The 20,575-nt window shown below is 67.6% G+C and carries 16 protein-coding genes; 8 read left to right on the top strand and 8 right to left on the bottom strand.

The features are described from left to right. Positions 1-19 precede the first annotated feature (19 nt). Together CRO50_RS12375 and CRO50_RS12370 are read left to right on the top strand one after the other, a co-directional pair. Positions 20-1,357, top strand: a complete 1,338-nt coding sequence (locus CRO50_RS12375) for a sigma-54-dependent transcriptional regulator (protein ID WP_097146228.1) — start codon at positions 20-22, stop codon at positions 1,355-1,357. 672 nt (positions 1,358-2,029) lie between these two features. Further along, a complete protein-coding gene (locus CRO50_RS12370) occupies positions 2,030-4,771 on the top strand; it encodes an Rne/Rng family ribonuclease (RefSeq protein ID WP_097146227.1) in 2,742 nt (913 codons plus the stop codon). Positions 4,772-4,876: 105 nt separating this feature from the next. Here CRO50_RS12370 and CRO50_RS12365 read toward each other — a convergent pair whose 3' ends face one another. After that, positions 4,877-5,122, bottom strand: coding sequence for a sulfurtransferase TusA family protein (locus tag CRO50_RS12365; protein WP_097146226.1), 246 nt, complete (start codon positions 5,120-5,122; stop codon positions 4,877-4,879). Between the two features lie 136 nt (positions 5,123-5,258). Between CRO50_RS12365 and CRO50_RS12360 the strand changes: the two genes are divergently transcribed. From CRO50_RS12360 to CRO50_RS12350, 3 genes are read left to right on the top strand one after another with little or no spacing between them, the layout of a single operon-like run. Continuing rightward, positions 5,259-6,005, top strand: coding sequence for a cytochrome c biogenesis CcdA family protein (locus CRO50_RS12360; RefSeq protein WP_097146225.1), 747 nt, complete (start codon positions 5,259-5,261; stop codon positions 6,003-6,005). Positions 6,006-6,063: 58 nt separating this feature from the next. Further along, positions 6,064-7,305: a hypothetical protein gene (locus CRO50_RS12355; protein ID WP_097146224.1), complete on the top strand. Its 1,242-nt coding sequence runs from the start codon at positions 6,064-6,066 to the stop codon at positions 7,303-7,305. Continuing rightward, a complete protein-coding gene (locus CRO50_RS12350; RefSeq protein ID WP_097146223.1) occupies positions 7,302-8,642 on the top strand; it encodes a cytochrome P450 in 1,341 nt (446 codons plus the stop codon). Before CRO50_RS12355 ends, CRO50_RS12350 begins: the two co-directional genes overlap by 4 nt. 231 nt (positions 8,643-8,873) lie before the next feature. On the opposite strand, the gene CRO50_RS12345 is transcribed toward CRO50_RS12350, so the two are convergent. Next, on the bottom strand, positions 8,874-11,282 hold the full coding sequence (locus CRO50_RS12345) for a GcvT family protein (protein WP_097146222.1): 2,409 nt from the start codon (positions 11,280-11,282) through the stop codon (positions 8,874-8,876). Between the two features lie 201 nt (positions 11,283-11,483). On the opposite strand from CRO50_RS12345, the gene CRO50_RS12340 reads away from it, so the two are divergent. Beyond that, positions 11,484-12,653, top strand: coding sequence for a DUF2254 domain-containing protein (locus CRO50_RS12340; RefSeq protein WP_097146221.1), 1,170 nt, complete (start codon positions 11,484-11,486; stop codon positions 12,651-12,653). Between the two features lie 133 nt (positions 12,654-12,786). On the opposite strand, the gene CRO50_RS12335 is transcribed toward CRO50_RS12340, so the two are convergent. The 5 genes from CRO50_RS12335 to CRO50_RS20135 form a co-directional block, all read right to left on the bottom strand. Further along, positions 12,787-13,236 carry a hypothetical protein gene (locus CRO50_RS12335; protein ID WP_097146220.1) on the bottom strand — a complete coding sequence of 150 codons (450 nt, stop codon included), beginning with the start codon at positions 13,234-13,236 and terminating at the stop codon, positions 12,787-12,789. A 4-nt stretch (positions 13,237-13,240) separates the two neighbouring features. Continuing rightward, entirely contained in the window at positions 13,241-14,569 is a 1,329-nt protein-coding gene (locus tag CRO50_RS12330; RefSeq protein WP_097146219.1) for an HlyC/CorC family transporter, read from the bottom strand. Between the two features lie 159 nt (positions 14,570-14,728). Continuing rightward, positions 14,729-15,667 carry a site-specific tyrosine recombinase XerD gene (locus CRO50_RS12325; protein WP_097146218.1) on the bottom strand — a complete coding sequence of 313 codons (939 nt, stop codon included), beginning with the start codon at positions 15,665-15,667 and terminating at the stop codon, positions 14,729-14,731. A 3-nt stretch (positions 15,668-15,670) separates the two neighbouring features. After that, positions 15,671-17,353, bottom strand: a complete 1,683-nt coding sequence (locus CRO50_RS12320) for a hypothetical protein (protein ID WP_232617823.1) — start codon at positions 17,351-17,353, stop codon at positions 15,671-15,673. Then, complete coding sequence (locus CRO50_RS20135; protein ID WP_179747267.1) at positions 17,343-17,492, bottom strand: hypothetical protein; 150 nt, start codon at positions 17,490-17,492, stop codon at positions 17,343-17,345. Before CRO50_RS20135 ends, CRO50_RS12320 begins: the two co-directional genes overlap by 11 nt. A gap of 132 nt (positions 17,493-17,624) precedes the next feature. Between CRO50_RS20135 and CRO50_RS12315 the strand changes: the two genes are divergently transcribed. Both CRO50_RS12315 and aroB read left to right on the top strand, forming a co-directional pair. Beyond that, positions 17,625-18,170, top strand: a complete 546-nt coding sequence (locus CRO50_RS12315) for a shikimate kinase (RefSeq protein ID WP_097146217.1) — start codon at positions 17,625-17,627, stop codon at positions 18,168-18,170. Further along, positions 18,167-19,285 (top strand): 3-dehydroquinate synthase, encoded by a 1,119-nt coding sequence (gene aroB, locus CRO50_RS12310; RefSeq protein ID WP_179747266.1) that lies wholly within the window; start codon positions 18,167-18,169, stop codon positions 19,283-19,285. Before CRO50_RS12315 ends, aroB begins: the two co-directional genes overlap by 4 nt. Before the next feature lie 237 nt (positions 19,286-19,522). Here the strand turns inward: aroB and CRO50_RS12305 are convergent, their stop codons facing one another. Then, on the bottom strand, positions 19,523-20,575 hold the full coding sequence (locus CRO50_RS12305) for an aromatic ring-hydroxylating oxygenase subunit alpha (RefSeq protein ID WP_097146216.1): 1,053 nt from the start codon (positions 20,573-20,575) through the stop codon (positions 19,523-19,525).

Below are 20,575 nucleotides of genomic sequence, written 5' to 3'. Positions count from 1 at the left end.
ACATGAGCGGAGAAAAACCATGCAGAAGGCCATGAAGATCGCGATCGTCGACGACGAGCAGGACATGCGTCAGTCGATCAGCCAGTGGCTGGCCCTCTCGGGCTATGACACCGAGACCTTCCCCAGTGCCGAAGAGGCATTGAAGAAGCTCGGACCCGACTATCCCGGTATCGTCATCAGCGACATCAAGATGCCGGGGATGGACGGGATGACCTTCCTGAAGAAGCTCATGGGGACCGACAGCTCGCTGCCCGTGATCATGATCACCGGCCATGGCGATGTGCCCATGGCGGTGGAGGCCATGCGCCTTGGTGCCTTCGACTTCCTGGAAAAGCCCTTCAACCCCGACAAGATGACCCAGCTGGCCAAGAAGGCCGCCAATGCGCGGCGCCTGACCATGGACAACCGCCAGCTGCGCAAGGAGCTTTCGGACGGTGGCCAGCTGATGAAGAAGCTGATCGGCACCTCGCCGGTGATGGAGCGCCTGCGCGAGGACATCCTGGACCTGGGCCAGGCCGACGGTCACGTGCTGATCGACGGCGAGACCGGCACCGGCAAGACGCTGGTGGCCCATGCGCTGCATGCGGTCGGCGCGCGGGCCGGCAAGAAGTTCGTGCTGCTGTCCTGTGCCGCGCTTGAGGAAGAGCAGCTGTCGAAGCGGCTTTTCGGCCCGATGCAGCCCGAGGACGTGCAGCTGCCGGCCATCGAGGAAGCCCGTGGCGGCACCCTGGTGCTGGAAGATGTCGAGGCGCTGTCGGAAAGCCTTCAGGCCCGGCTGCTCTCGGCGATCAACGAGCAGGGCACGCCCGCCGAAACCCGCATCGTGGCGATCTCGAATCTGCAGGAGCAGGATCGCACCTGCGAGGACGTGCTGCGCCCCGATCTCTTCTACCGGCTCGCCGCCCTGCGGATCACCGTGCCGCCGCTGCGCCAGCGCGGAGAGGACATCCTGGCGCTCTTCACCCGCCTCAGCGAGCAATTCGCCGATGAATACGGCTGCGACGCGCCGCAGGTCACCGCCCAGGAAGCCGCACAGCTGCTGCAGGCGCCCTGGCCCGGCAACGTCCGCCAGCTGATCAATGTCGCCGAACGCGCCGTGCTGCAATCGCGCCGGGGCTCGGGCACCATCGCCTCGCTGCTGATGAGCGAGAACGAGGAGATGCAGCCGGTGATGACCACCGAGGGCAAGCCGCTGAAGGAATACGTGGAAGCCTTCGAGCGCATGCTGATCGACAACACCATGCGGCGCCACAAGGGCTCCATCGCCTCGGTGATGGAAGAGCTCTGCCTGCCGCGCCGCACGCTGAACGAGAAGATGGCCAAGTACGGCCTGCAGCGGGCCGACTACCTCGGCTGAGCACCCTGTTTGGTGATGGAGAGGGGGGAAGGGGGCTCAGCTTCCTTCCCCCGGAGTTCCTGGGGCCGCCCTGGCGAGCGTGGCAAACGAACGTCTCGGGGCGGGGGACCTGATTTCAGGGCCTCTTCTGGGCCCCGGAACAGGGGCTGAGGGCCGGTGATCCTTGACCGTGTGATCAAAAGCGCATCGAAACGCTGCTTCGCGCAGCAGTTGTGTGATTTTCTGCATTGTCATGTACCCTCTCTGCACCTTATGTTCATGGAACGGCCATATGCGCAGTCCCGGAAGGACCGCAGTGGCTTTCGAGAGTTTCGCTGGCAGGAGATGTGACGGATACGACCTCCGTCTTCGTGCCAGATGGATAGACCCCAAGGGGTTTTGCACTTGCCGGATGGTCCGAGGACCGCTCCGGTTCAGAATGGGCGGCACGAGCCGGCACCAGGAAGTTTCGGCCCAATACTGGCCGGGCTTAACCGGGCCGAAGCGCCGTCGGAGAAGAAACGCGATGAGGCGCGAGAGGATCGAGACAGGCAGGAGGCACGCCCATGCAGGCGGCCCTTGCCCCGTCGACGCCCGTGACCAAATCGCCCCTGACAGTCACCCCGCAAGTCACCTCGCTCCGCCCGGATACGTTCCGGGGACCGGGGCTCTTGCGGTGTGCAATTGGTACCCATGGCAAAGAAAATGCTCATTGACGCCACCCACGCGGAAGAAACCCGCGTCGTGGTGGTCGACGGAAACAAGGTTGAAGAGTTCGACTTCGAATCCGAAAACAAGCGCCAGCTCGCTGGCAACATCTACCTCGCAAAGGTAACCCGTGTAGAACCTTCGCTGCAGGCGGCCTTCGTCGACTACGGCGGAAATCGTCACGGCTTCCTGGCCTTCTCGGAAATCCACCCGGATTACTACCAGATCCCCGTCGCGGACCGTGAGGCCCTGATGGAGGAAGAGCGCGCCTATGCCGAGGCACAGCGCGCCCGTGAGGAAGACGAAGACAAGCCGAAGAAGCGCTCGCGTTCGCGGTCCCGCTCCTCTTCCAAGGCCGAGAAGACCGAAAGCGGCGACGCCAAGGTCACGCAGGACGTCGACTCCGGCTCTGCAGAGGCGCCGGAAAGCGATCAGATCGAGGGGATGGAAACCATCGACCTCGGCGACGAGAGCGGCGACGAGGGCAGCTCTCCGATGATGACCGTGCGCGACACGCCGGTCGAGGAACCCGAGGAGGAGACCTCCGAGGACAGCGCTGACACCTCCGGTGATGACAACGCCGATGATGCGGACGACAGCGACGAGGACGACAAGCCCCGCGCCAAGCGCAGCACCGCCGGTGAAAAGGACAGCGACATCGAGTCGGTGGCCGACGACGACGAGCCCGAGGACATCCGTCCGCCGCGCAAGCCGCGTCCCAAGCGCTACAAGATCCAGGAAGTCATCAAGGTTCGCCAGATCCTGCTGGTGCAGGTCGTCAAGGAAGAGCGCGGCAACAAGGGCGCGGCCCTGACCACCTACCTCAGCCTGGCCGGTCGCTATTGCGTTCTGATGCCCAACACCGCCCGTGGCGGCGGCATCTCGCGCAAGATCACCAATGCTGCCGACCGCAAGAAGCTGAAAGAGATCGCCACCGAGATCGACGTGCCATCGGGTGCCGGTCTCATCGTGCGGACCGCCGGTGCCAAGCGCACCAAGTCCGAGATCAAGCGCGACTACGAATACCTGCAGCGGCTCTGGGAACAGATCCGCGAGCTGACGCTGCAGTCGATTGCTCCGGCGAAGATCTACGAGGAAGGCGACCTGATCAAACGTTCGATCCGCGACCTCTACTCGCGTGAGATCGACGAGGTTCTGGTGGAAGGCGAACGCGGTTACCGCAACGCCAAGGACTTCATGAAGATGATCATGCCGTCCCACGCCAAGAACGTGAAGCACTACACCGAGCAGCTGCCGCTCTTCGCGCGCTTCCAGGTGGAAAGCTATCTCGGCGGCATGTTCAACCCGACCGTGCAGCTGAAATCCGGTGGCTACATCGTGATCGGCGTGACCGAAGCGCTGGTGGCGATCGACGTGAACTCGGGCCGGGCGACCAAGGAAGGCTCGATCGAGGAGACCGCGACCAAGACCAACCTGGAGGCCGCCGAAGAGGTGGCACGCCAGCTGCGTCTGCGTGACCTTGCCGGCCTGATCGTCATCGACTTCATCGACATGGACGAGCGCAAGAACAACCTCGCTGTCGAGAAGAAGCTGAAGGACAAGCTGAAGACCGACCGCGCCCGCATCCAGGTGGGCCGCATCTCGGGCTTCGGCCTTCTCGAGATGTCGCGCCAGCGTCTGCGCCCCGGCATGATCGAGGCGACGACCCAGCCCTGCCACGCCTGCCACGGCACCGGCCTCATTCGCTCGGACGACAGCATGGCCCTGCAGGTCCTGCGCCAGATCGAGGAAGAGGGCACCCGCCGCCGCTCGCGCGAGGTGCTGGTGAAATGCCCCGTCGGCATCGCCAACTACCTGATGAACCAGAAGCGCGAACATATCGCCGTGATCGAGGCGCGCTACGGCATGTCCGTGCGCATCGAGGGTGACGTGCACCTGGTCTCGCCGGACTTCGAGCTCGAGAAGTTCAAGACCGCGACCCGCAAGGTGGCAGAGCCCACCCATGTGGTTTCGGTGAACACCTCGCTGATGGAAGAGATCGACGAGATCGTCGAAGCCGAAGAGCAAGAGGAAGAGAAGGCCGAAGAGGACACCAAGGAGCAATCCTCGGGTCAGAGCCAGGCTCAGCCCGCTCCGGAAGCTGCCGAGGGCGAGGAACAGCCGAAGAAGAAGCGCCGTCGTCGGCGTCGTCGGCGGAAGAGCAAGAACGCCTCTGAAGGCGGTTCGGGCGATGACGCGATGAACTCGGGCGATGATGCGGTGAGCGGCGACGACAATGACGCCGGCGCTGGCAAGACCGAGGCGAAGTCCGACGCGGCCAAGTCTGACGAGGCCAAGCCGGAAGAGACCAAGGCAGAGGCCGCACCTGCGGAAGCCGAGGCCCCTAAAGCCGAAGCCCCGAAAGCTGAAGCTCCTGAAGCCGAAGCTCCCGTGACTGCAGAAGCCTCCGAGGCCCCCGCAGAGACTGCGGAAGCCGAAGCGCCCGCTGCCGAGGCACCCACTGAGGCAGCCGTTGCCGAAGAGGCCCCCGCAGAGGAAGCGCCCGCGGAAGAGGCCAAGGCCGAAGCGCCTGCCGCCGAAGCTGAAGCCGAAGCGCCGGAAGCCGAGGCCGAGGTGACGCCTGAACCCGAGGCCGCCCCGGTGGCCGAAGAGGCACCCGCTGCCGAGGAAGCTCCGACCCCGGAGCCCGTCGCGGCGGAAGAGGCCCCCGAGGTCCAGGAAGAGCAAAAGCCCAAGAAGCGCGGCTGGTGGTCCCTGGGGGGCTGATCCCCGCAGGACCCGAGATCCAGCTAGGCTGAAACGATGAAGGCCGCGCCCCAGGGCGCGGCCTTTTCTCTTGTCTCGTTGCCTCTGGATCGGCCGCCTGTCGCTTCAGCTCTGGGCGTCGGGCGCGCCCCGCAGGATCAGGAAGCTCAGGGTCTCGCCGCTCTCTTCGGACGAAAGCAGCTCATGCCCCGCCTCGGCGCAGAAATGCGGCAGGTCGATGCGCGCCATCGGGTCGTCTGCCAGCAGCCGCAGCCGGGTGCCGGGCGCCATCTCGCGCAGGCGCTTCTGCGCCCGCAGGACGGGCAGGGGGCAGCGCAACCCGCGCGCGTCGATTTCAGTGATCTCTTCCATGGGTCCTTGCTAGGCCGCGCCGCCTGGGCTGTCCAGATCCCCGCGATGTCGCAGCTGACCCGATCCATGCCCCGAAACACAGGCCTGTGACAGGATGACAGGTGACGCCGCGCGCTTCGCAGGATACTCGTTTGCCATGTTCGGAATCGAGATCATGGACGCCGCGCTGCTGCCGGCGATGTTCATCGCGCTGATGGCGGGGCTCCTGTCCTTCCTCAGCCCCTGCGTGCTGCCCATCGTGCCTCCCTACCTGGCCTATATGTCCGGCGTCTCGCTGTCGGATCTTGGCCAGCATGCGCGTGGCAAGAGCCTTCTGGCGGCGCTGTTCTTCGTGCTGGGGCTCTCGACCGTCTTCCTCTTCCTCGGCTTCACCGTCTCGGCGGCGGGGCAGATCTTTCTCAGCTGGCAGGGCTGGTTCAATACCGCCGCCGGCATCGTGGTGATGATCTTCGGCGCCCATTTCGTCGGCGTCTACCGGATCGGCTTCCTCGACCGCGAAGCCCGCCTCGACGCCGGGGACCGGGGCGGCAGCGCCTTTGGCGCCTATGTGCTGGGCCTGGCCTTCGCCTTCGGCTGGACCCCCTGCATCGGTCCTCAGCTCGGCGCGATCCTGTCGCTGGCGGCACAGGAGGCCTCGGTCACCCGTGGCACGGCGCTGCTGGCGGTCTACGCCGCGGGGCTGGGCATTCCCTTCCTGCTGGTGGCGGCCTTCCTGCCGCGGCTCACCGGGCTCATGGGCTGGATGAAACGCCACATGGAGCAGATCGAACGGGTCATGGGGCTTCTGCTTTGGACCATCGGCCTGCTGATGCTGACCGGCGGTTTCTCCCGCTTCTCCTATTGGCTGCTCGAGACCTTCCCGGCCCTGGCCAGCCTCGGCTGAGCCGAGGGCGCTTCACCCGCGCGTCACCCCGCGTTAAGCTGCGGCCAAGCGAGGGTAGATGAGCAGCCAGACCCCAGAGAGCAGAGCACAGGAAAGCCCGCAGGCGGGACTGCGCCGCCATGTCTTCTACATCCCCGGCTATGACCCGATCCATCCCCGCCGCTACCGCGAGCTTTACCGCCGCGAGGCGGCCGAGCAGGGGCGGATCTCGGGCTACGAGGTCACGCTGAAGGGGCGGCAGGGCCAGCAGAGCTACGGCTGGGAGGTCACCGGCCAGATCGAGGGCGCCCGGAGCCATGCAGATATCGAGGTGCTGGTCTGGTCCGACATCGTGCGCGGCTCCATGGGTCACGGCATCGCCGCCACCTACCTGGCGCTGGCGCGCACGGCCTGGGTCTATGTCTCGACCGGGGCGCTCTTCCGGCTGATGCGCCTGCGCAAGGGGCCGGTGATCGCGGCGCTCTATCCGGTGGGGTTCCTGCTGCTGCAACTGGCCCTGGCCCTGGCGCTTGCCTGGGGGATCTTCGACGCCCTGGCCTGGCTGGGGCCGCTGGCGCAGCTGCCGGGTGCCCTGGCCGGGCTCGCTGCTGCCTATGCGGTGCTGCGCTGGTTCAAGGCGCGCGACGGCAAGTTCTTCGCCTACTACCTGATGCATGATTATGCCTTCTCGGCGCGCTATCGCGGGGCCAACCCGCCCGCGCTCGAGTCCCGGCTCGACAGCTTCCGCGCCCGCATCGCCGAGGCGCTCGCGGGCGATGTCGACGAGGTGCTGGTGGTGGGCCATTCCTCGGGGGCGCATCTGGCGGTCTCGATCCTTGCCGACCTGATCCGGTCGGGCGCGCGGGCCAAGGACGGACCGGCGCTGTCCTTCCTGTCGCTCGGGCAGGTGGTGCCCATGGTCTCTTTCCTGCCCGAGGCGGGGCGGCTGCGTGGCGATCTCGCCTATCTCTCGACCCGGCCGGAACTCTTCTGGCTCGATGTCACCGCCCCCGGTGACGGCTGCGCCTTCGCGCTCTGCGATCCGGTCAGCGTTTCCGGCGTGGCGCCCGAGGGCAAGCGCTGGCCGCTGGTGATCTCGGCGGCCTTCACCCAGACCCTCAGCCCCGCGCGCTGGCAAGAGCTGAAGCGGCGCTTCTTCCGGCTGCATTTCCAGTACCTCTGCGCCTTCGACCGGCCCGGAGACTACGATTATTTCCGCATCACCGCCGGACCACGGACCCTGGCCGAGCGCTTCGCGGGGCGCGCGCCCTCGAAGAGCCGCATAGAGACGCCGGTGAACCGCTACAGGGGCACGACATGACGCCGCCTAAGCCTCCGTCCCGTCCTGACCGGGTGGCGCTCTGGCGCTATGCGAAGCTTTTCAGGGCGGACCTGCTTTCGGCCCAGCCGGCGCGGCTCTACCGGGCCTGGATGGCCGAGTTCCGCACGCCCTTCTTCCGCTCTTTCCTGGTCAACCAGCCGGATCTGGTGGCCGAGGTGCTGAAGGCGCGCCCCGAGGATTTCCCGAAAAGCGACCGCGTGGCCGAGGGGCTGCGGCCGATCCTCGGCAATTCGGTCTTCCTGACCAATGGCGCCACCTGGGAGAGGCAGCGCCGCATCATAGATCCGGCCTTCGAGGGCGGGCGTCTGCGCGATACCTTCCCGGCGATGCAGGCGGCGGCGCGGGCCTGCGCCGACAGGCTCGGGCCCGGCGAGGTCGAGTTCGAGGCCGAGGCCAGCCATGCCGCCGCCGACGTGATCTTCCGCACGCTCTTCTCGATCCCGATCGAGCACGAGATGGCGGCGCAGGTCTTTGCCGAGTTCCGCGCCTACCAGCAGGCCCAGCCCATCGTGAACCTCGCGGCCTTGGTGCCGCTGCCGCGCTGGATGCCGCGCTTCCTGCCGCGCCGCGCGCGCCGGGCGGGGCGACGTATCCGCGCCCTGATCACCGCGCTGACCGAGGCCCGCATGGCCCAGATCCGCGCCGGGACCGCGCCCGACGACCTGGCCACCAAGATCATGACCACCCGCGATCCCGAGACCGGAGAGACCTTCTCGGCCGCCGAGATGGTCGACCAGGTGGCGATCTTCTTCCTGGCGGGCCATGAGACCTCTGCCTCGGCGCTTGGCTGGACGCTTTACCTGCTGGCCACCCATCCCGACTGGCAAGAGGCCCTGGCGGACGAGATCGCCGGGGCGGGCGCGCTCGACTTCGCCGCCATGTCGAAGCTGCGCCTGACGCGCGATGTCTTCCGCGAGGCGCTGCGGCTCTACCCGCCGGTGCCGATGATGGTGCGCCAGGCCGCCTGTCCCGAGCATTTCCGCGACCGCGAGGTGCCTCAAGGCAGCCAGATCGTGCTCAGCCCCTGGCACCTGCATCGGCACGAGCGGCTCTGGGAGGCGCCCGACGCCTTCGACCCGGCCCGCTGGCAGAGCGAGAACGGCAGGAAATGCCAGCGCGAGGCCTTCATTCCCTTCTCGGCCGGGGCCAGGGTCTGCACCGGGGCGGGGTTTGCCATGCTGGAAGGCCCGCTGCTGCTGGCAGAGATCCTGCGCCGCTTCCGCGTGATCCCGGTCGAGGGCAGGGTGCCCGAGCCTGTGGCCCATCTGACCGTCAGAAGCCGCACGGGGATCTGGTTGCGGCTGGAACACAGGTAGGGGGGCTCTGCCCCCTTGGTCCCGTGCCGGGACCAATTCCCCCGGAGGTATTTTCAGCCTGGTGATGAGGCGGGACAGCGCCTGGTGAGGCGGTGGATTTGCTTGACCGAGAGCGTCCAAGCTCCCGTGATCGAAAGTCCGGCGCCCCGAAGGAGGCGTCTCTTTCCTTTCACCCGTAGCTGAACTTGTGCAGTGGGGAGCGCGGCAGGCGGGGGCGGGCGCCCTGCGACGTCAGCCTCTCATGCGCCGCGCCTCGGGGTCGAAGTCGGTTTCGGTGATCGTCACGGCCTTGCGCATCTGGCCGAGGATCTCGACCTCGACCTCGGTGCCCGGTCGGACGACCTCCGCAGGCAGGAAGCCATGGGCTAGGGATTGGCCGAGGTGGTGGGAATAGCTGCCCGAGGTGCAGAAGCCCATGACCTCTCCGTTAAGCCAGATCGGTTCGTCGCCGTGGATATCGCTATCCGCGGCGTCGATCTTCAGGCCGATGAGCTTGCGCGCCGTGCCTTGCTGGCGCTCGGCCTCGGCAGCAGTGCGGCCGATGAAGTCGACGGGTTTGGACCATTGGATGAATCGGTCGAGCCCGGTTTCGCCCGGCGTGTAATCGGGGCCGTACTCCCTGAGCCAGGAGCCGAAGAGCCTGTCCATGCGCAGGGACATCATGGCCCGCATGCCGAAGGGCTTCAGCCCCAGGGGCTGGCCTGCCTGCCAAAGCACCTGCCAGAGGGCGCGCTGTGCCATGGGATCGCAGTAGATCTCGTAACCGAGATCCCCGGTGTAGGAGACGCGCTGGACGATGCAATCCGCCATGCCCACGGTCATCCGCGCCACGTCGAGGAAGCGCAGCTTAGAGATGTCGGCCCGCGTGCAGCTCTGCAGCAGCTCTGCCGCCCTGGGGCCCGCGATCTGGAAGCCGGTGGAGCGGTCCGAGATGTTCTCGACGCCGACGCCTGCCTCGGCATGGGTCTCGAACCAGCGCATGTGGTAGCCCTGCGCGCCATAGGAGGCCGTCAGGCGGAAGTCCCCCTCGGCCAGGCAGGAGATGGTGAAATCGCCGATGATGCGGCCCGAGCGGGACAGCATGGGCGTCAGCGAGATCCGCCCCGGCGCGGGCACCCGGCCTGCCATGAGGCGATCGAGCCAGGCGCGGGCACCGGGGCCGGTGACGCTGTACTTGCCGAAGTTCTGCACCTCGTTGATGCCGACGCCCTCTCGCACCGCGGCCACTTCGCGCGCGGTGGCGGCGAAGGCGTTGGAGCGGCGGAAGGAGGGGGTCTCGTAGCGCGGCTCGTTGCCCTCGGCGAAGTAGTTGGGCACCTCGAGGCCGAACTGCTGGCCCCAAACCGCGCCCATCTGGTCGAAGATGTCGTACATCGGCGTGGTGCGGAAGGGACGGGCGGCGGGCTTTTCCTCGTTCGGGTAGGAGACCGAGAAGCGGGTGCGGTAGTTCTCCATCACCTTGGGCAGGGTGTAGCCCGCCGTGGTCCAGGAGCCGTAGCGGGCCACGTCCATGGCCGAGGTGTCGCGTTCGCATTCACCCTCGATCATCCATTGCGCCAGCATCAGCCCGACGCCGCCGCCCTGGCTGAACCCGGCCATGACCGCGCAGGCGGACCAGTAGTTCCTGAGGCCCGTCACCGGGCCAACCAGGGGGTTGCCATCGGGGGCGAAGGTGAAGGGGCCGTGGATCACGCTCTTCACGCCTGCGGTCTGCAGCACCGGGAAGCGCTCGTAGGAGAAGGCGATGGAATCGGCGATCTTGTCGAGGTCGTCGGGCAGCAGCTCGTGGCCGAAGTCCCAGCGGGTGCCGTCGACCGCCCAGGCGCGGGGCTTTTTCTCGTAGAAGCCGATGCAGAGGCCACGGCCCTCCTGGCGCAGGTAGCTTTCACCGGCCGGGTCGACCACATGGGGGTGTTCGGTCTCGCGTTCGTAGATCTCGGGGATATCGTCGGTGACGATGTAATGGTGCTCCATCGGCATCAGGGGCAGGTAGAGGCCCGCCATGGCCGCGACCTCGCGCGCCCAGAGACCACCGGCGTTGACCACGTGCTCGGCATGGACTGTGCCCTTGTCCGTGACCACGTCCCAGGTGCCATCGGGGCGGGGGTTGGTCTCAATCACCTTCGTGTGCGTATGGATCGTGGCGCCGCCCATCCGTGCGGCCTTGGCATAGGCATGGGTGGTGCCCGAGGGGTCTAGGTGGCCATCCAGCGGATCCCAGAGCGCCCCCACCACGCCGTCGATATTGGTGATCGGGCAGCGTTCCTTGATCTCGGCGGGGCCCAGGATCTCGGTGTTCAGCCCCATGTGCCGGTGCTTGGCGCGTTCGGCCAGCATGTAGTCGAAGCGATCCTGGGTCTCCGCAAGCGTCAGACCCCCGGTCTGGTGCAACCCGCAGGACATGCCGGTGATCTCTTCCAGCTCGCGGTAGAGCCCGATGGTATAGCCTTGCAGGGCCGCCATGTTGGTATCGCCGTTCAGCGTATGGAAGCCCCCCGCCGCATGCCAGGAGGAGCCGGAGGTCAGCTCGGAGCGCTCCAGCAGCATGACATCGGACCAGCCGAGCTTGGTCAGGTGATAAAGCACCGAGCAGCCGACAACGCCGCCACCGATGACCGCAACGCGGGTCGTGGTTTGCATGGGAACCTCCTGTTGTTGACACGATGCTGAGGCGCAAGCGGGGCAGGCGGCTAGTCCTTCTGCGACAGGGGGTGTCGTTTTCCGTGCCGGGGCCGTCGGCTGCGGCGCGCAGGGCCGGGCGGTGCCGTGGAAACGTGCAACGGGCAGAGCGCTCTTTCCCGCCGGCGCCAATGCGCTAGGTTTGGCGGGAAGGAGATCCCAATGCTGCCAACGCTCTTGCGTCGCCTGCACGCCTTTTCACGCCGCCTGGTGGTCCGCGTCGCGCTCATCGCCGCGCTGGCCTTCCTGGCGCTGGCGTTGTCGAAACTGGGCGCGCGGGTGATCCCGGAGGGGCTGGACCCGCTGGTCGGTGGCGAGGCGGTGGACAATATCCTGAAGATCATCGCCAACTCCATGCTGACGGTCACGACCTTCTCGCTGACGGTCATGGCGGCGGCGCATCGCATGGTGGCCTCGAGCTGGACGCCCAGGGCGCACCAGATGCTGCTGCAGGACACGGTGACCCACACCGTGCTGGCCACCTTCGTCGGCGCCTATCTCTACGCGCTCTCGGCGATCATCCTGCGCGATCTCGAGGTCTTCCAAGGGCGCGGGCTGATGGTGCTCTTCGGCATGACCCTCTTGGTGGTGGCGCTGATCGTGGTGGCGATCATCCGCTGGATCTCGCATCTCGAGATGCTGGGCAGCCTGATCAACACCGCGCAGCGGATCGAGGAAAGCACGATCGAGGCGATGCGCATGCGCATGTGCCACCCGGCCCTCGGCGCCCACGCCCTGGACCCGGAGAAGATCCCCGAGGGCGCGGAGGAGGTGCGCGCGGACAAGAGCGGCTACCTGCAACAGCTTTTCCAGGACCGGCTGCAGACGGCGGCAGAGCACCACGACGCGCGGATCTGGCTGCTGCACCCGGTTGGTGGCTTCGTGCATCGCGGCGAGGTGCTGGCGCGGATCTCGGGCGGCGGAGAGGCGCTGGCGGGGAAACTGCGCGAGAATGCGGTGCTGGGCAGCCTGCGCAACTTCGACCAGGATCCCGGCTTCGGCCTGACCTGCCTGTCCGAGATCGGCGTCCGGGCGCTGTCGCCCGGCGTCAACGACCCCGGCACGGCGCTGGACGTCCTGCACCGCATCCTGCGGATATTCCTCGATACCGAGGGCGAGGCACCGGATGAGGTGCGCCTGGACCGGCTCTATCTGCCCGCGCTCGACCGCGCTTCCTTGCTGATCGAGGCGCTGCGCCCGCTTCTGCTGGACGGCAAGGACCGTCCTGAACTGCAAACTCCCTTCACCCGCGCGCTTCAGGCCCTGGGTGAGCAAGATGACCCGGCGCTCTCAGAGAGCGCCCGCGCTCTCGGCAAGGACTTCCGCACGTAACCCCCGGCAAAGCGCCCGTCAAAAGCGCCTCTTCCCTCTCCATCCGATGGCTGAAAATACTGCGGGGGGAGGCTCCGGCACGGAGCCGGGGGGCTGGCCCGCCCCCCTTTGCCCGCTCACCTCCGGCGCATGCTCAGCGCTTTCGCGCGGCCTCTTCGGCAGCGATCTGGGCGTCGATCTCGCGGTTCAGCCGGATGGCGAAACGCTTGCCTTCATCGCGGAGATTAGAGGGAAAGAAGCCGTTGGCCAGAGCCAGGAACAGCGCCTCGTGGCTGGCGAAGGTGCCAAGGGCTGCGATGTACCACAGCACTTCGCCCCGCTTCTGGCGCGCCGCCAGGTCGGCATTGCCACGCGCCCGGAAATGACTGCGCAGGCGCCCGCGCACCCCTTCGCGGCGGCTTTCCGAGATCCCGACGTAGAGGCTCGTGAAGTTCTCGGGCCAATTGTAGAGATAGGCGTCGATCTCTTGGCCCGCCTGCACCTTCCGTACCGGGTCGCTGGCATGGCCTATGACGTAGATGCCCGGCCCCTTGGGCAGCGCGAGGTAATCGGCCAGCAATCGGGGCTCGGACCAGCGCAGCACGGGCTCAGAGCGGATCGAGCGGGCGGATCTTCAGCCGGGTCAGGCGGTTTTCCTTGCGCGCGGTCACCTCGAAGCGGAAGCCGTGGAACGAGAAGACCTGCCCCACGGTGGGGATCATCTGCGCCTCGTGGATGACCAGGCCGGCGATGGTATTGGCCTCTTCATCGGGCAGCGACCAGTCCTGCGAGCGGTTCAGGTCGCGGATCGTCATCGCCCCGTCGACCAGGAAAGAGCCATCCTCGGCGCGGCGCACCGTGTGTTCGGCGGTGGCCGGGTCGAACTCGTCGGTGATCTCGCCGACGATCTCTTCCAGGATATCCTCGAGCGTGATCAGGCCCTGCAGCGCGCCGTATTCATCCACCACCAGCGCGAAGTGGGTGCGGATGTGCAGGAATTGCCGCATCTGCTCGTCCAGCGAGGTGGTGTCGGGGATGAAATAGGGCGCCATCATCACGTCGGTGATCTTGAAATCCGCCAGCGCCTCGGCCGGGGCCTCGCCCTCGGTGGCCAGCTTGTAGGTGGCGCGGAAGAGGTCCTTGGCGTGCAGGATGCCGATGATGTTCTCGGGGTCGCCATCGTAGACCGGCAGCCGGGTGTGGCTGGAGGTCAGACATTGCGCCAGGATCTCTTTCGGGGTGTCGGCGGCCGAGATCATCTCGATCCGCGAGCGGTGCAGCATGATCTCTTCCACCGTGCGGTCGCCCAGGTCCAGGGCGCCCAGGATGCGATCGCGGTCCTCCTTTTCGACCACGCCTTCGGAGTGGCCCAGGTTCAGCGCGCCCGCGATCTCTTCGCGCACCGCCAGGATCTGGCTGTCGGGGTCGGTCTTTACGCCGAAGACGCGCAGCACGCCACGCACCAGCAGCCGCACCAGGCTGACGATGGGGGCGAAGATGGCGATGATGAAGGCAATCGGCGCCGAGACCTTGCTGGCCGCGGTTTCCGCATTGGTGATGGCATAGGTCTTGGGCAGCACCTCGGCAAAGATCAGCACCAGGAGCGTCATCACCAGCGTGGCGATGGCGACGCCGCTGTCACCGTAGAGCGCGGTAAAGAGCGAGGTGGTCAGCGAGGTCGCCAGGATGTTGACCAGGTTGTTGCCCAGCAGGACAGAGCCGATCAGCCGCTCGTTGTCCTCGGTGATCTGCAGCGCCCGTTCCGCCCCGCGCGAGCCCTTGTCCGCCTGCGCCCGCAGCTTGCCCCGCGAGGCCGCCGTCAGCGCGGTTTCCGAGCCCGAGAAGAAGGCCGAGAAGACCAGCAGCGCAAGGATGGCCCCGGCGGTGATCCAGAAGGCGCCGTCGAGCGAAGTGGCAAATGTGGATGCGGATTCCATGAGATCTCCCTTTGGAAGGGGTTATGGGGTGCCGCGCGGCCCGGTTCAAGCGCCCACGGGGCCGGGCGATGGCAATCAATGGCATGGCGGCGGCGACAGGGCGCAGCAGGGTGCAGTCAGCAGGCCGTCGGCAGGTGGTCCGGGCCGGGCACGAAGGGCCTACTTGCGGGCCAGCGGGTGGTGGGTCTCGACCAGCTCGCGCAGGCGGGCCTCCAGCACATGGGTGTAGATCTCGGTCGTGGCCAGGTCGGCGTGACCGAGCAGGGCCTGGATGGCGCGCAGGTCGGCGCCGTTTTCCAGCAGGTGGGTGGCGAAGGCATGGCGCAGCCGGTGCGGCGTGACGCGATCGGTGGGAATGCCGGCGGCCTTGGCGATCTCCTTGATCAGCGCGTAAAAGCGGTGCCGGGTCAGATGCCCCTCCGAGGAATGGGAGGGGAAGAGATAGCGGCTCTCGGTCAGGCCCTTGGCGCGGGCCTCCGCCTCGGCGGCATCGCGGGCGGCCAGCCAGTTCTGCAGCGCCTCGCGGGCGGGTTCAGAGAGCGGCACCATCCGCTCCTTGCCGCCCTTGCCCGAGATCAGCAGCATCTGCGGATCGCCCCGCGTGGCGGCGACGGGCAGCGAGACCAGCTCGCTCACCCGCATGCCGGTGGCATAGAGCAGTTCCATCAGGCAGGCATTGCGCAGCCGGTCGGCAGGGGAGCGCCCCTGCGCGGGCGCGGCGCTCAGAAGCGCCTCGACCTCTGCCATGCTCAGGGTCTTGGGCAGGGTCTTGGCGCGGCCCGGACCGCGGATCTGGATCGCCGGGTTCTCTTCCCGCCAGCCTTCCTCGAAGGCGAAACGATAGAGCTGGCGCAGCGCCGAGAGCCGCCTTGCACGGGTGGCGCGCGACAGCCCCTCGGCATCGCAGAAGACCAGGTAGTCCTCGATATCGCTGCGGCTTGCCCCGGCCAGACCCGGCCCCCGGCGCTCGAACCAGCGGGCGGCATCCTTTAGGTCGCGCCCGTAGGCCAGCAGCGTGTTGCGCGCGGCACCGCTTTCGGCGGCCTGCGCCTCGAGGAAGGCCGAGATCCAGAGATCTGGGTCAGAGGGCCCGGCCATGGCTCAGCCCCTCTCGTCGAGCAGCAGCAGCTGCAGCGCGGCGGAGCGGGCGGTTTCCTCGAGCCCGATGGCGCGGAAGGTGGCCAGCGCCGGGGCGATGTCGGGCAGGTTGCCCTGCATGGCGAAGGCATAGAGCTGCATGGCCTCCAGGATCGCCTCGCCCAGCTGGCCGTCGCTGATCAGCCGCTGGATGCGCTCCGGCGGACGGGTGGTGGCGGCGAAGCCTCGGGTGATGATCTTGGCACGGGTCGAGGGGGCCTCGACGGCAGAGGGCTGCCCCTTGGCCAGCGCCAGCAGGAAGGCCTCGGTGGGGCCGGCGGGCGCGATCTGGCGCGAGAGCGCGGCGGCCTCGGGGGCGAGCAGCACCGCGCGGGTCGCCAGCCGCCCGGCGAGATCCTCGCGCTCGGTATAGGGCACCAGCCGCTTGCCATAGAGCGCCGCGAAGGTGGTCTCGAGCCCGGCGTCCTGCATCGCCTGCCAGGCCTCGGGCAGGCGCTCGGCGACGATCTCGGGGTCGGGGCGGGGCACGGCGATGGCCGCATCGAAGGCCTGCACCGCCGCGACCCGGTCCCAGATCCCGCCCGAGGCAGAGGGCTTGCCGCCGGAATAGAGGCCCAGCAGGCGGTTCTCGGGCAGCGCCCCGGAGCGCGCCAGCCGTTCGGCCGCCTCGAGCGCCGCCTTCCAGCCGGCACGGCCGCGCAGGTCGTAATAGGCATAGGCGCGCGGCAGGTCGGAGGTGGGCAGGGGCTCTCCGATGGCCTCGGAGAGGCGGAAGAGCAGGGGGGTGATATTGGCCGGCGGCGGCAGGGCCAGGGCGGTGTCGTCCAGGTCCACGTGCAGGAAACGGGTCAGCAGCCGCTCTTCCGAGGGCTCCAGCGTGCCGAGCGCGCTGGCGGTCTCTAGCAGCAGCGCGGCGGTTTCCCAGTCGCGGTTGCGGGCCAGGCAGAAGATGCGGATCGACTGGCTGGGGGCGACATCGGGGTCGCCCGCCACGCGGCGGCAGGGCTGGGTCTCGATCCCCGCCAGCAGAGACAGGTCGAACCAGCGCGAAAACAGCGCAGGGCTGCGGGTCTGGCCGGCACGTTCTATCAGCGCCAGGGCCGGATCGAGCGCGCCGATCTCGGCCAGCCTGTCGATCCGTGCCAGCAGCAGCGGGTCCTCGGCCTCGGGATCGCGCGCCGCATCGGCGGGCGGATCGGCCTCGGCCAGCAACAGGGTGAAGAAGAGCGCCTGCATCGCCGGCAGCCCGGTGACATCCAGCAGGTCGATGCGGCGCAGCAGGGTCTCGGTCTCGGAGCCCTGCCAGAGGGTGACCGGCAGCCCGGTGACAGAGGCGGGCAGCAGCCCGACCGCCCCGGCGTTGGAAGCGCCAAGGGTCACGGTCCGCACCTCGGGCACCAGGGCAGAGGTCGCCACGTCAGGCTCGGGCGGGGTGATGCCGGCCTGGTTCAGCGCATCCAGCCAGTCGATGGCCGAGATGGGCTCCCCGGCGGCCGAAGACCCCGACCCGGAGCCCGCGCGTCGCTCGGGCTGGGTCACCGGATCGGCGAAGGTCACGTCGAAACCACCCGAGGGGCGGCTGTCGCGCATCTGCTCAAGCCCGAACGACTGCGCCACGGCAGCACCCGGCCCGAGGGCCAGCGCCAGGGCCGTGGCACGGCAGAGCTGGCGCCTGCTAGTCAGCATCCAGCACCACGGGGGTTCGGATCTCCTGTTGGGGCGGCGCGAAGTCCGCGCCCAGCCAGGGGCCGACATAGGCGTAGGCCACGAGGGCGATTCCCGCCAGGAAGGCGAGGAAAAGCAGCCATTTGAGGATGCGGAGCATGAAGTTTCAGTCCTGTTTGCCTGTAGTTTTGACAAGTTATAACTGGCCTTTTACGCAAGATCACGTCATTCAGGCGCGAAACTTTTCAAATGGCAGTGCGGTGCCGAAGGGTCGGCGCCGTTCAGGGGTAAGATGGGCTGGAAGCTGAAGAAAAGCGTGGTGATGGTGGGGATGATGGGCGCCGGCAAGAGCGCCGTCGGCAAGGCCACCGCACAGCTGCTTGACGTGCCGTTCCGTGATTCCGATGCCGAGATCGAAGCCGCGGCCAATATGACCATCGCCGAGATCTTCGCCCGCGACGGAGAGGACTTCTTCCGCAAGAAGGAACGCCAGGTCATCGCCCGGCTCCTGGAAGAGACCCCTTCGATCCTTTCGACCGGCGGCGGCGCCTACATGTCTGAGGAAAACCGCCGGTTGATCTCGGATCATGGCGCGGCGCTCTGGCTGGATGCGGATCTCGATCTGCTCTGGAACCGTGTGCGCCACCGCGACACGAGGCCCCTGCTGCGCACCGCCGATCCGCGCGCCACGCTGCGGGATCTCTACGACCGGCGGGTGCCCATCTACCGCATGGCCGAGATCGCGGTGCAGAGCCTGCCCGGTCTGTCGGTCCATGAAATGGCGGGCCGCGTGGTCGAGGCCCTGTCCGAACATCAGGATTTGCTGGAGGCAGCATGAGCGAGCAATTGCGGGAAACCCTGCGCGTGGAGCTTGGCGCGCGTGGCTACGATATCGTCATCGGGCCGGGCCTGCTGGCCGAGGCCGGCGCCCATGTGGCGCCGCTCCTGCGCCGCAAGCGCGTGGCGGTGCTGACCGACGAGACCGTCGCGGCGCTGCACCTTGAGGCCCTGCGCGACGGCCTGGCCGCCGAGGGGATCGAGATGGTCTCTCTGGCGCTGCCCGCGGGCGAGGCCACGAAATCCTGGCCGCAGTTTTCCCGCGCCGTGGAATGGCTGCTGGAACAGAAGATCGAGCGCTCTGACGTGGTGGTCGCCCTGGGGGGCGGCGTGATCGGCGATCTTGCGGGCTTTGCCGCAGCCGTGCTGCGCCGGGGCGTCCGCTTCGTGCAGATCCCGACCTCGCTGCTGGCGCAGGTCGACAGCTCGGTCGGTGGCAAGACGGGGATCAATTCCCCCCATGGCAAGAACCTGGTGGGCGCCTTCCACCAGCCCAGCCTGGTGTTGGCCGATACCCAGGTGCTGGCCAGCCTCACCCCGCGCGATTTCATCGCCGGCTATGGCGAGGTGGTGAAATACGGGCTGCTTGGCGACGCCGCTTTCTTCGACTGGCTGGAAGAGAACGGCCCGGCGCTGGCCGCGGGCGACATGGCGGCGCGGGTCGCGGCGGTCAAACGCTCCTGCGAGATGAAAGCCGAGATCGTCGCCCGCGACGAGACCGAACAGGGCGACCGGGCGCTGCTGAACCTCGGCCATACCTTCGGCCATGCGCTGGAATCGGCGACCGGATACAGCGACCGGCTGCTGCACGGCGAAGGCGTGGCCATCGGCTGCGCCCTGGCCTTCGAGCTCTCCTCCCGCCTTGGCCTCTGCGCGCAGGAAGCGCCCTCGCGGCTGCGCCAGCACCTGCGGGCCATGGGCATGAAGGTCGACCTGAAGGACATCCCCGGAGACCTGCCGGGGGCTGAGGCGCTGATGGCGCTGATGGCCCAGGACAAGAAGGTGGTGGACGGCAAGCTGCGCTTCATCCTGGCGCGCGGTATCGGCGAGGCCTTCGTGACCTCCGACGTGCCGGGCGAGGCGGTGCGCAAACTGCTGGACGACGCGCTGGCTTGAACCAGCGAAGGGGGCCTTGCCCCCCGCGCCTGCGGCGCTCCCCCCACAGTATTTGTGGCCATCGGATGGAAGCATGGATTTCTCTATCCGATGGCTGAAAATACTGCGGGGGAGACAGGCGCAGCCTGACGGGGGCGGAGCCCCCGACCTTTTCTCTGTCGCCATCCGGCGACGGGGCGGAGCCCCCAACCTGTTCTTTGTCGCCATCCGGCGACGGTGGCAGAGCCCCTCCCGATGTCAGATCGCGGTGACGATGCCCAGCTTCTCGAGCCATTTCTGATACTGGATCAGCGGCAGGTCGCCGGGCCGGATCGGCAGTTCCACCTTGCTCCAGAAGGGCGGCAGCAACCAGGGGCGCTGGCTCTCGATGATCGGCTTGTCCTGCTGACGGACATGGGCGGCCATCTCGGTATAGGTGGCGTCGCGCTCCGGGGCGGTGTCGTAGTCGCGGGCGAAGATCCAGAAATTGCGGGTGCGGTTCCAGTCCACCGGGCAGGTGGCCAGCCAGATCACGTAGCGCCCGCCGGGGCTGTCCTTTACCAGCCGGATCACGTTGGGCATGCCGACGTAATCGGTGTAGCGCAGCTTGACGGGCGCCGCCCCAGCGCCGCCGCCGGTCATCAGCCCGGGCGGCTGTTCGGTCTCGTAGCTGAGCACCAGCTGGCTGCCCTCGCGCCAGACCTCGTGCTCGGGCGGTTTGGGATGATCCTGGGACCCCAGGATGCCTTCGTGGACCCAGGGAAAATGCGTATCGTCGAGCGTGCCCATGATCATCCGGGTCGCGGAGGTGCGCATCTCTTCCGCCTCGTTGAGACGTATCTTGCGGAAGGCGGGATCGTCGTGTTCGGGGAAGGGGGGCAGGTCGTAGGTGGCCTGCTCGGCCAGGCAGACCCAGATCAGCCCATAGGCCTCGCGCGCCCGGTAGGCCGTCAGATCGGCTGCGGCGGGGATCTTGCGCCCCTCGGGCAGCTGCGGGATGCGCGCGCAGCGACCGCCCTCGCCGAAGGCCCAGCCGTGGTAGGGGCATTGCAACGCCGGCTTGCCATCCACCGTGACGACCTTGCCCAGCGAAAGCTGGGCCTGGAAATGAGAGCAGGTGTCGGGAAAGACCTGCACCGTCGCTCCCATCCGCGCCAGCACGAGGCGCTGGCCAAGCAGGCGGACGGCGACGGGTTTGTCGCTCAGGTCCGCCCCGGCCAGGACCGGGTGCCAGAAGGGCCGCATGCCTGCGCGGAAGCCCGCGATGGCCTCTTCGCTTGGCTGGTCTTCGGTAAGATGGGCGCGGGCCAT

Source organism: Pseudooceanicola antarcticus (assembly GCF_900215355.1).
Taxonomy (GTDB): domain Bacteria; phylum Pseudomonadota; class Alphaproteobacteria; order Rhodobacterales; family Rhodobacteraceae; genus Pseudooceanicola; species Pseudooceanicola antarcticus.
Note: the sequence above shows the minus strand (reverse complement) of the source record. Positions and strands in the feature narration are given on the sequence as shown.

Coding starts and splice junctions, on each gene's coding strand:
- CRO50_RS12375 (WP_097146228.1), top strand. CDS start 20: ATGCAGAAGGCCATGAAGATCGCGATCGTCGACGACGAGCAGGACATG.
- CRO50_RS12370 (WP_097146227.1), top strand. CDS start 2,030: ATGGCAAAGAAAATGCTCATTGACGCCACCCACGCGGAAGAAACCCGC.
- CRO50_RS12365 (WP_097146226.1), bottom strand. CDS start 5,122: ATGGAAGAGATCACTGAAATCGACGCGCGCGGGTTGCGCTGCCCCCTG.
- CRO50_RS12360 (WP_097146225.1), top strand. CDS start 5,259: ATGTTCGGAATCGAGATCATGGACGCCGCGCTGCTGCCGGCGATGTTC.
- CRO50_RS12355 (WP_097146224.1), top strand. CDS start 6,064: ATGAGCAGCCAGACCCCAGAGAGCAGAGCACAGGAAAGCCCGCAGGCG.
- CRO50_RS12350 (WP_097146223.1), top strand. CDS start 7,302: ATGACGCCGCCTAAGCCTCCGTCCCGTCCTGACCGGGTGGCGCTCTGG.
- CRO50_RS12345 (WP_097146222.1), bottom strand. CDS start 11,282: ATGCAAACCACGACCCGCGTTGCGGTCATCGGTGGCGGCGTTGTCGGC.
- CRO50_RS12340 (WP_097146221.1), top strand. CDS start 11,484: ATGCTGCCAACGCTCTTGCGTCGCCTGCACGCCTTTTCACGCCGCCTG.
- CRO50_RS12330 (WP_097146219.1), bottom strand. CDS start 14,569: ATGGAATCCGCATCCACATTTGCCACTTCGCTCGACGGCGCCTTCTGG.
- CRO50_RS12325 (WP_097146218.1), bottom strand. CDS start 15,667: ATGGCCGGGCCCTCTGACCCAGATCTCTGGATCTCGGCCTTCCTCGAG.
- CRO50_RS12320 (WP_232617823.1), bottom strand. CDS start 17,353: ATGCTGACTAGCAGGCGCCAGCTCTGCCGTGCCACGGCCCTGGCGCTG.
- CRO50_RS20135 (WP_179747267.1), bottom strand. CDS start 17,492: ATGCTCCGCATCCTCAAATGGCTGCTTTTCCTCGCCTTCCTGGCGGGA.
- CRO50_RS12315 (WP_097146217.1), top strand. CDS start 17,625: ATGGGCTGGAAGCTGAAGAAAAGCGTGGTGATGGTGGGGATGATGGGC.
- aroB (WP_179747266.1), top strand. CDS start 18,167: ATGAGCGAGCAATTGCGGGAAACCCTGCGCGTGGAGCTTGGCGCGCGT.
- CRO50_RS12305 (WP_097146216.1), bottom strand. CDS start 20,575: ATGGCCCGCGCCCATCTTACCGAAGACCAGCCAAGCGAAGAGGCCATC.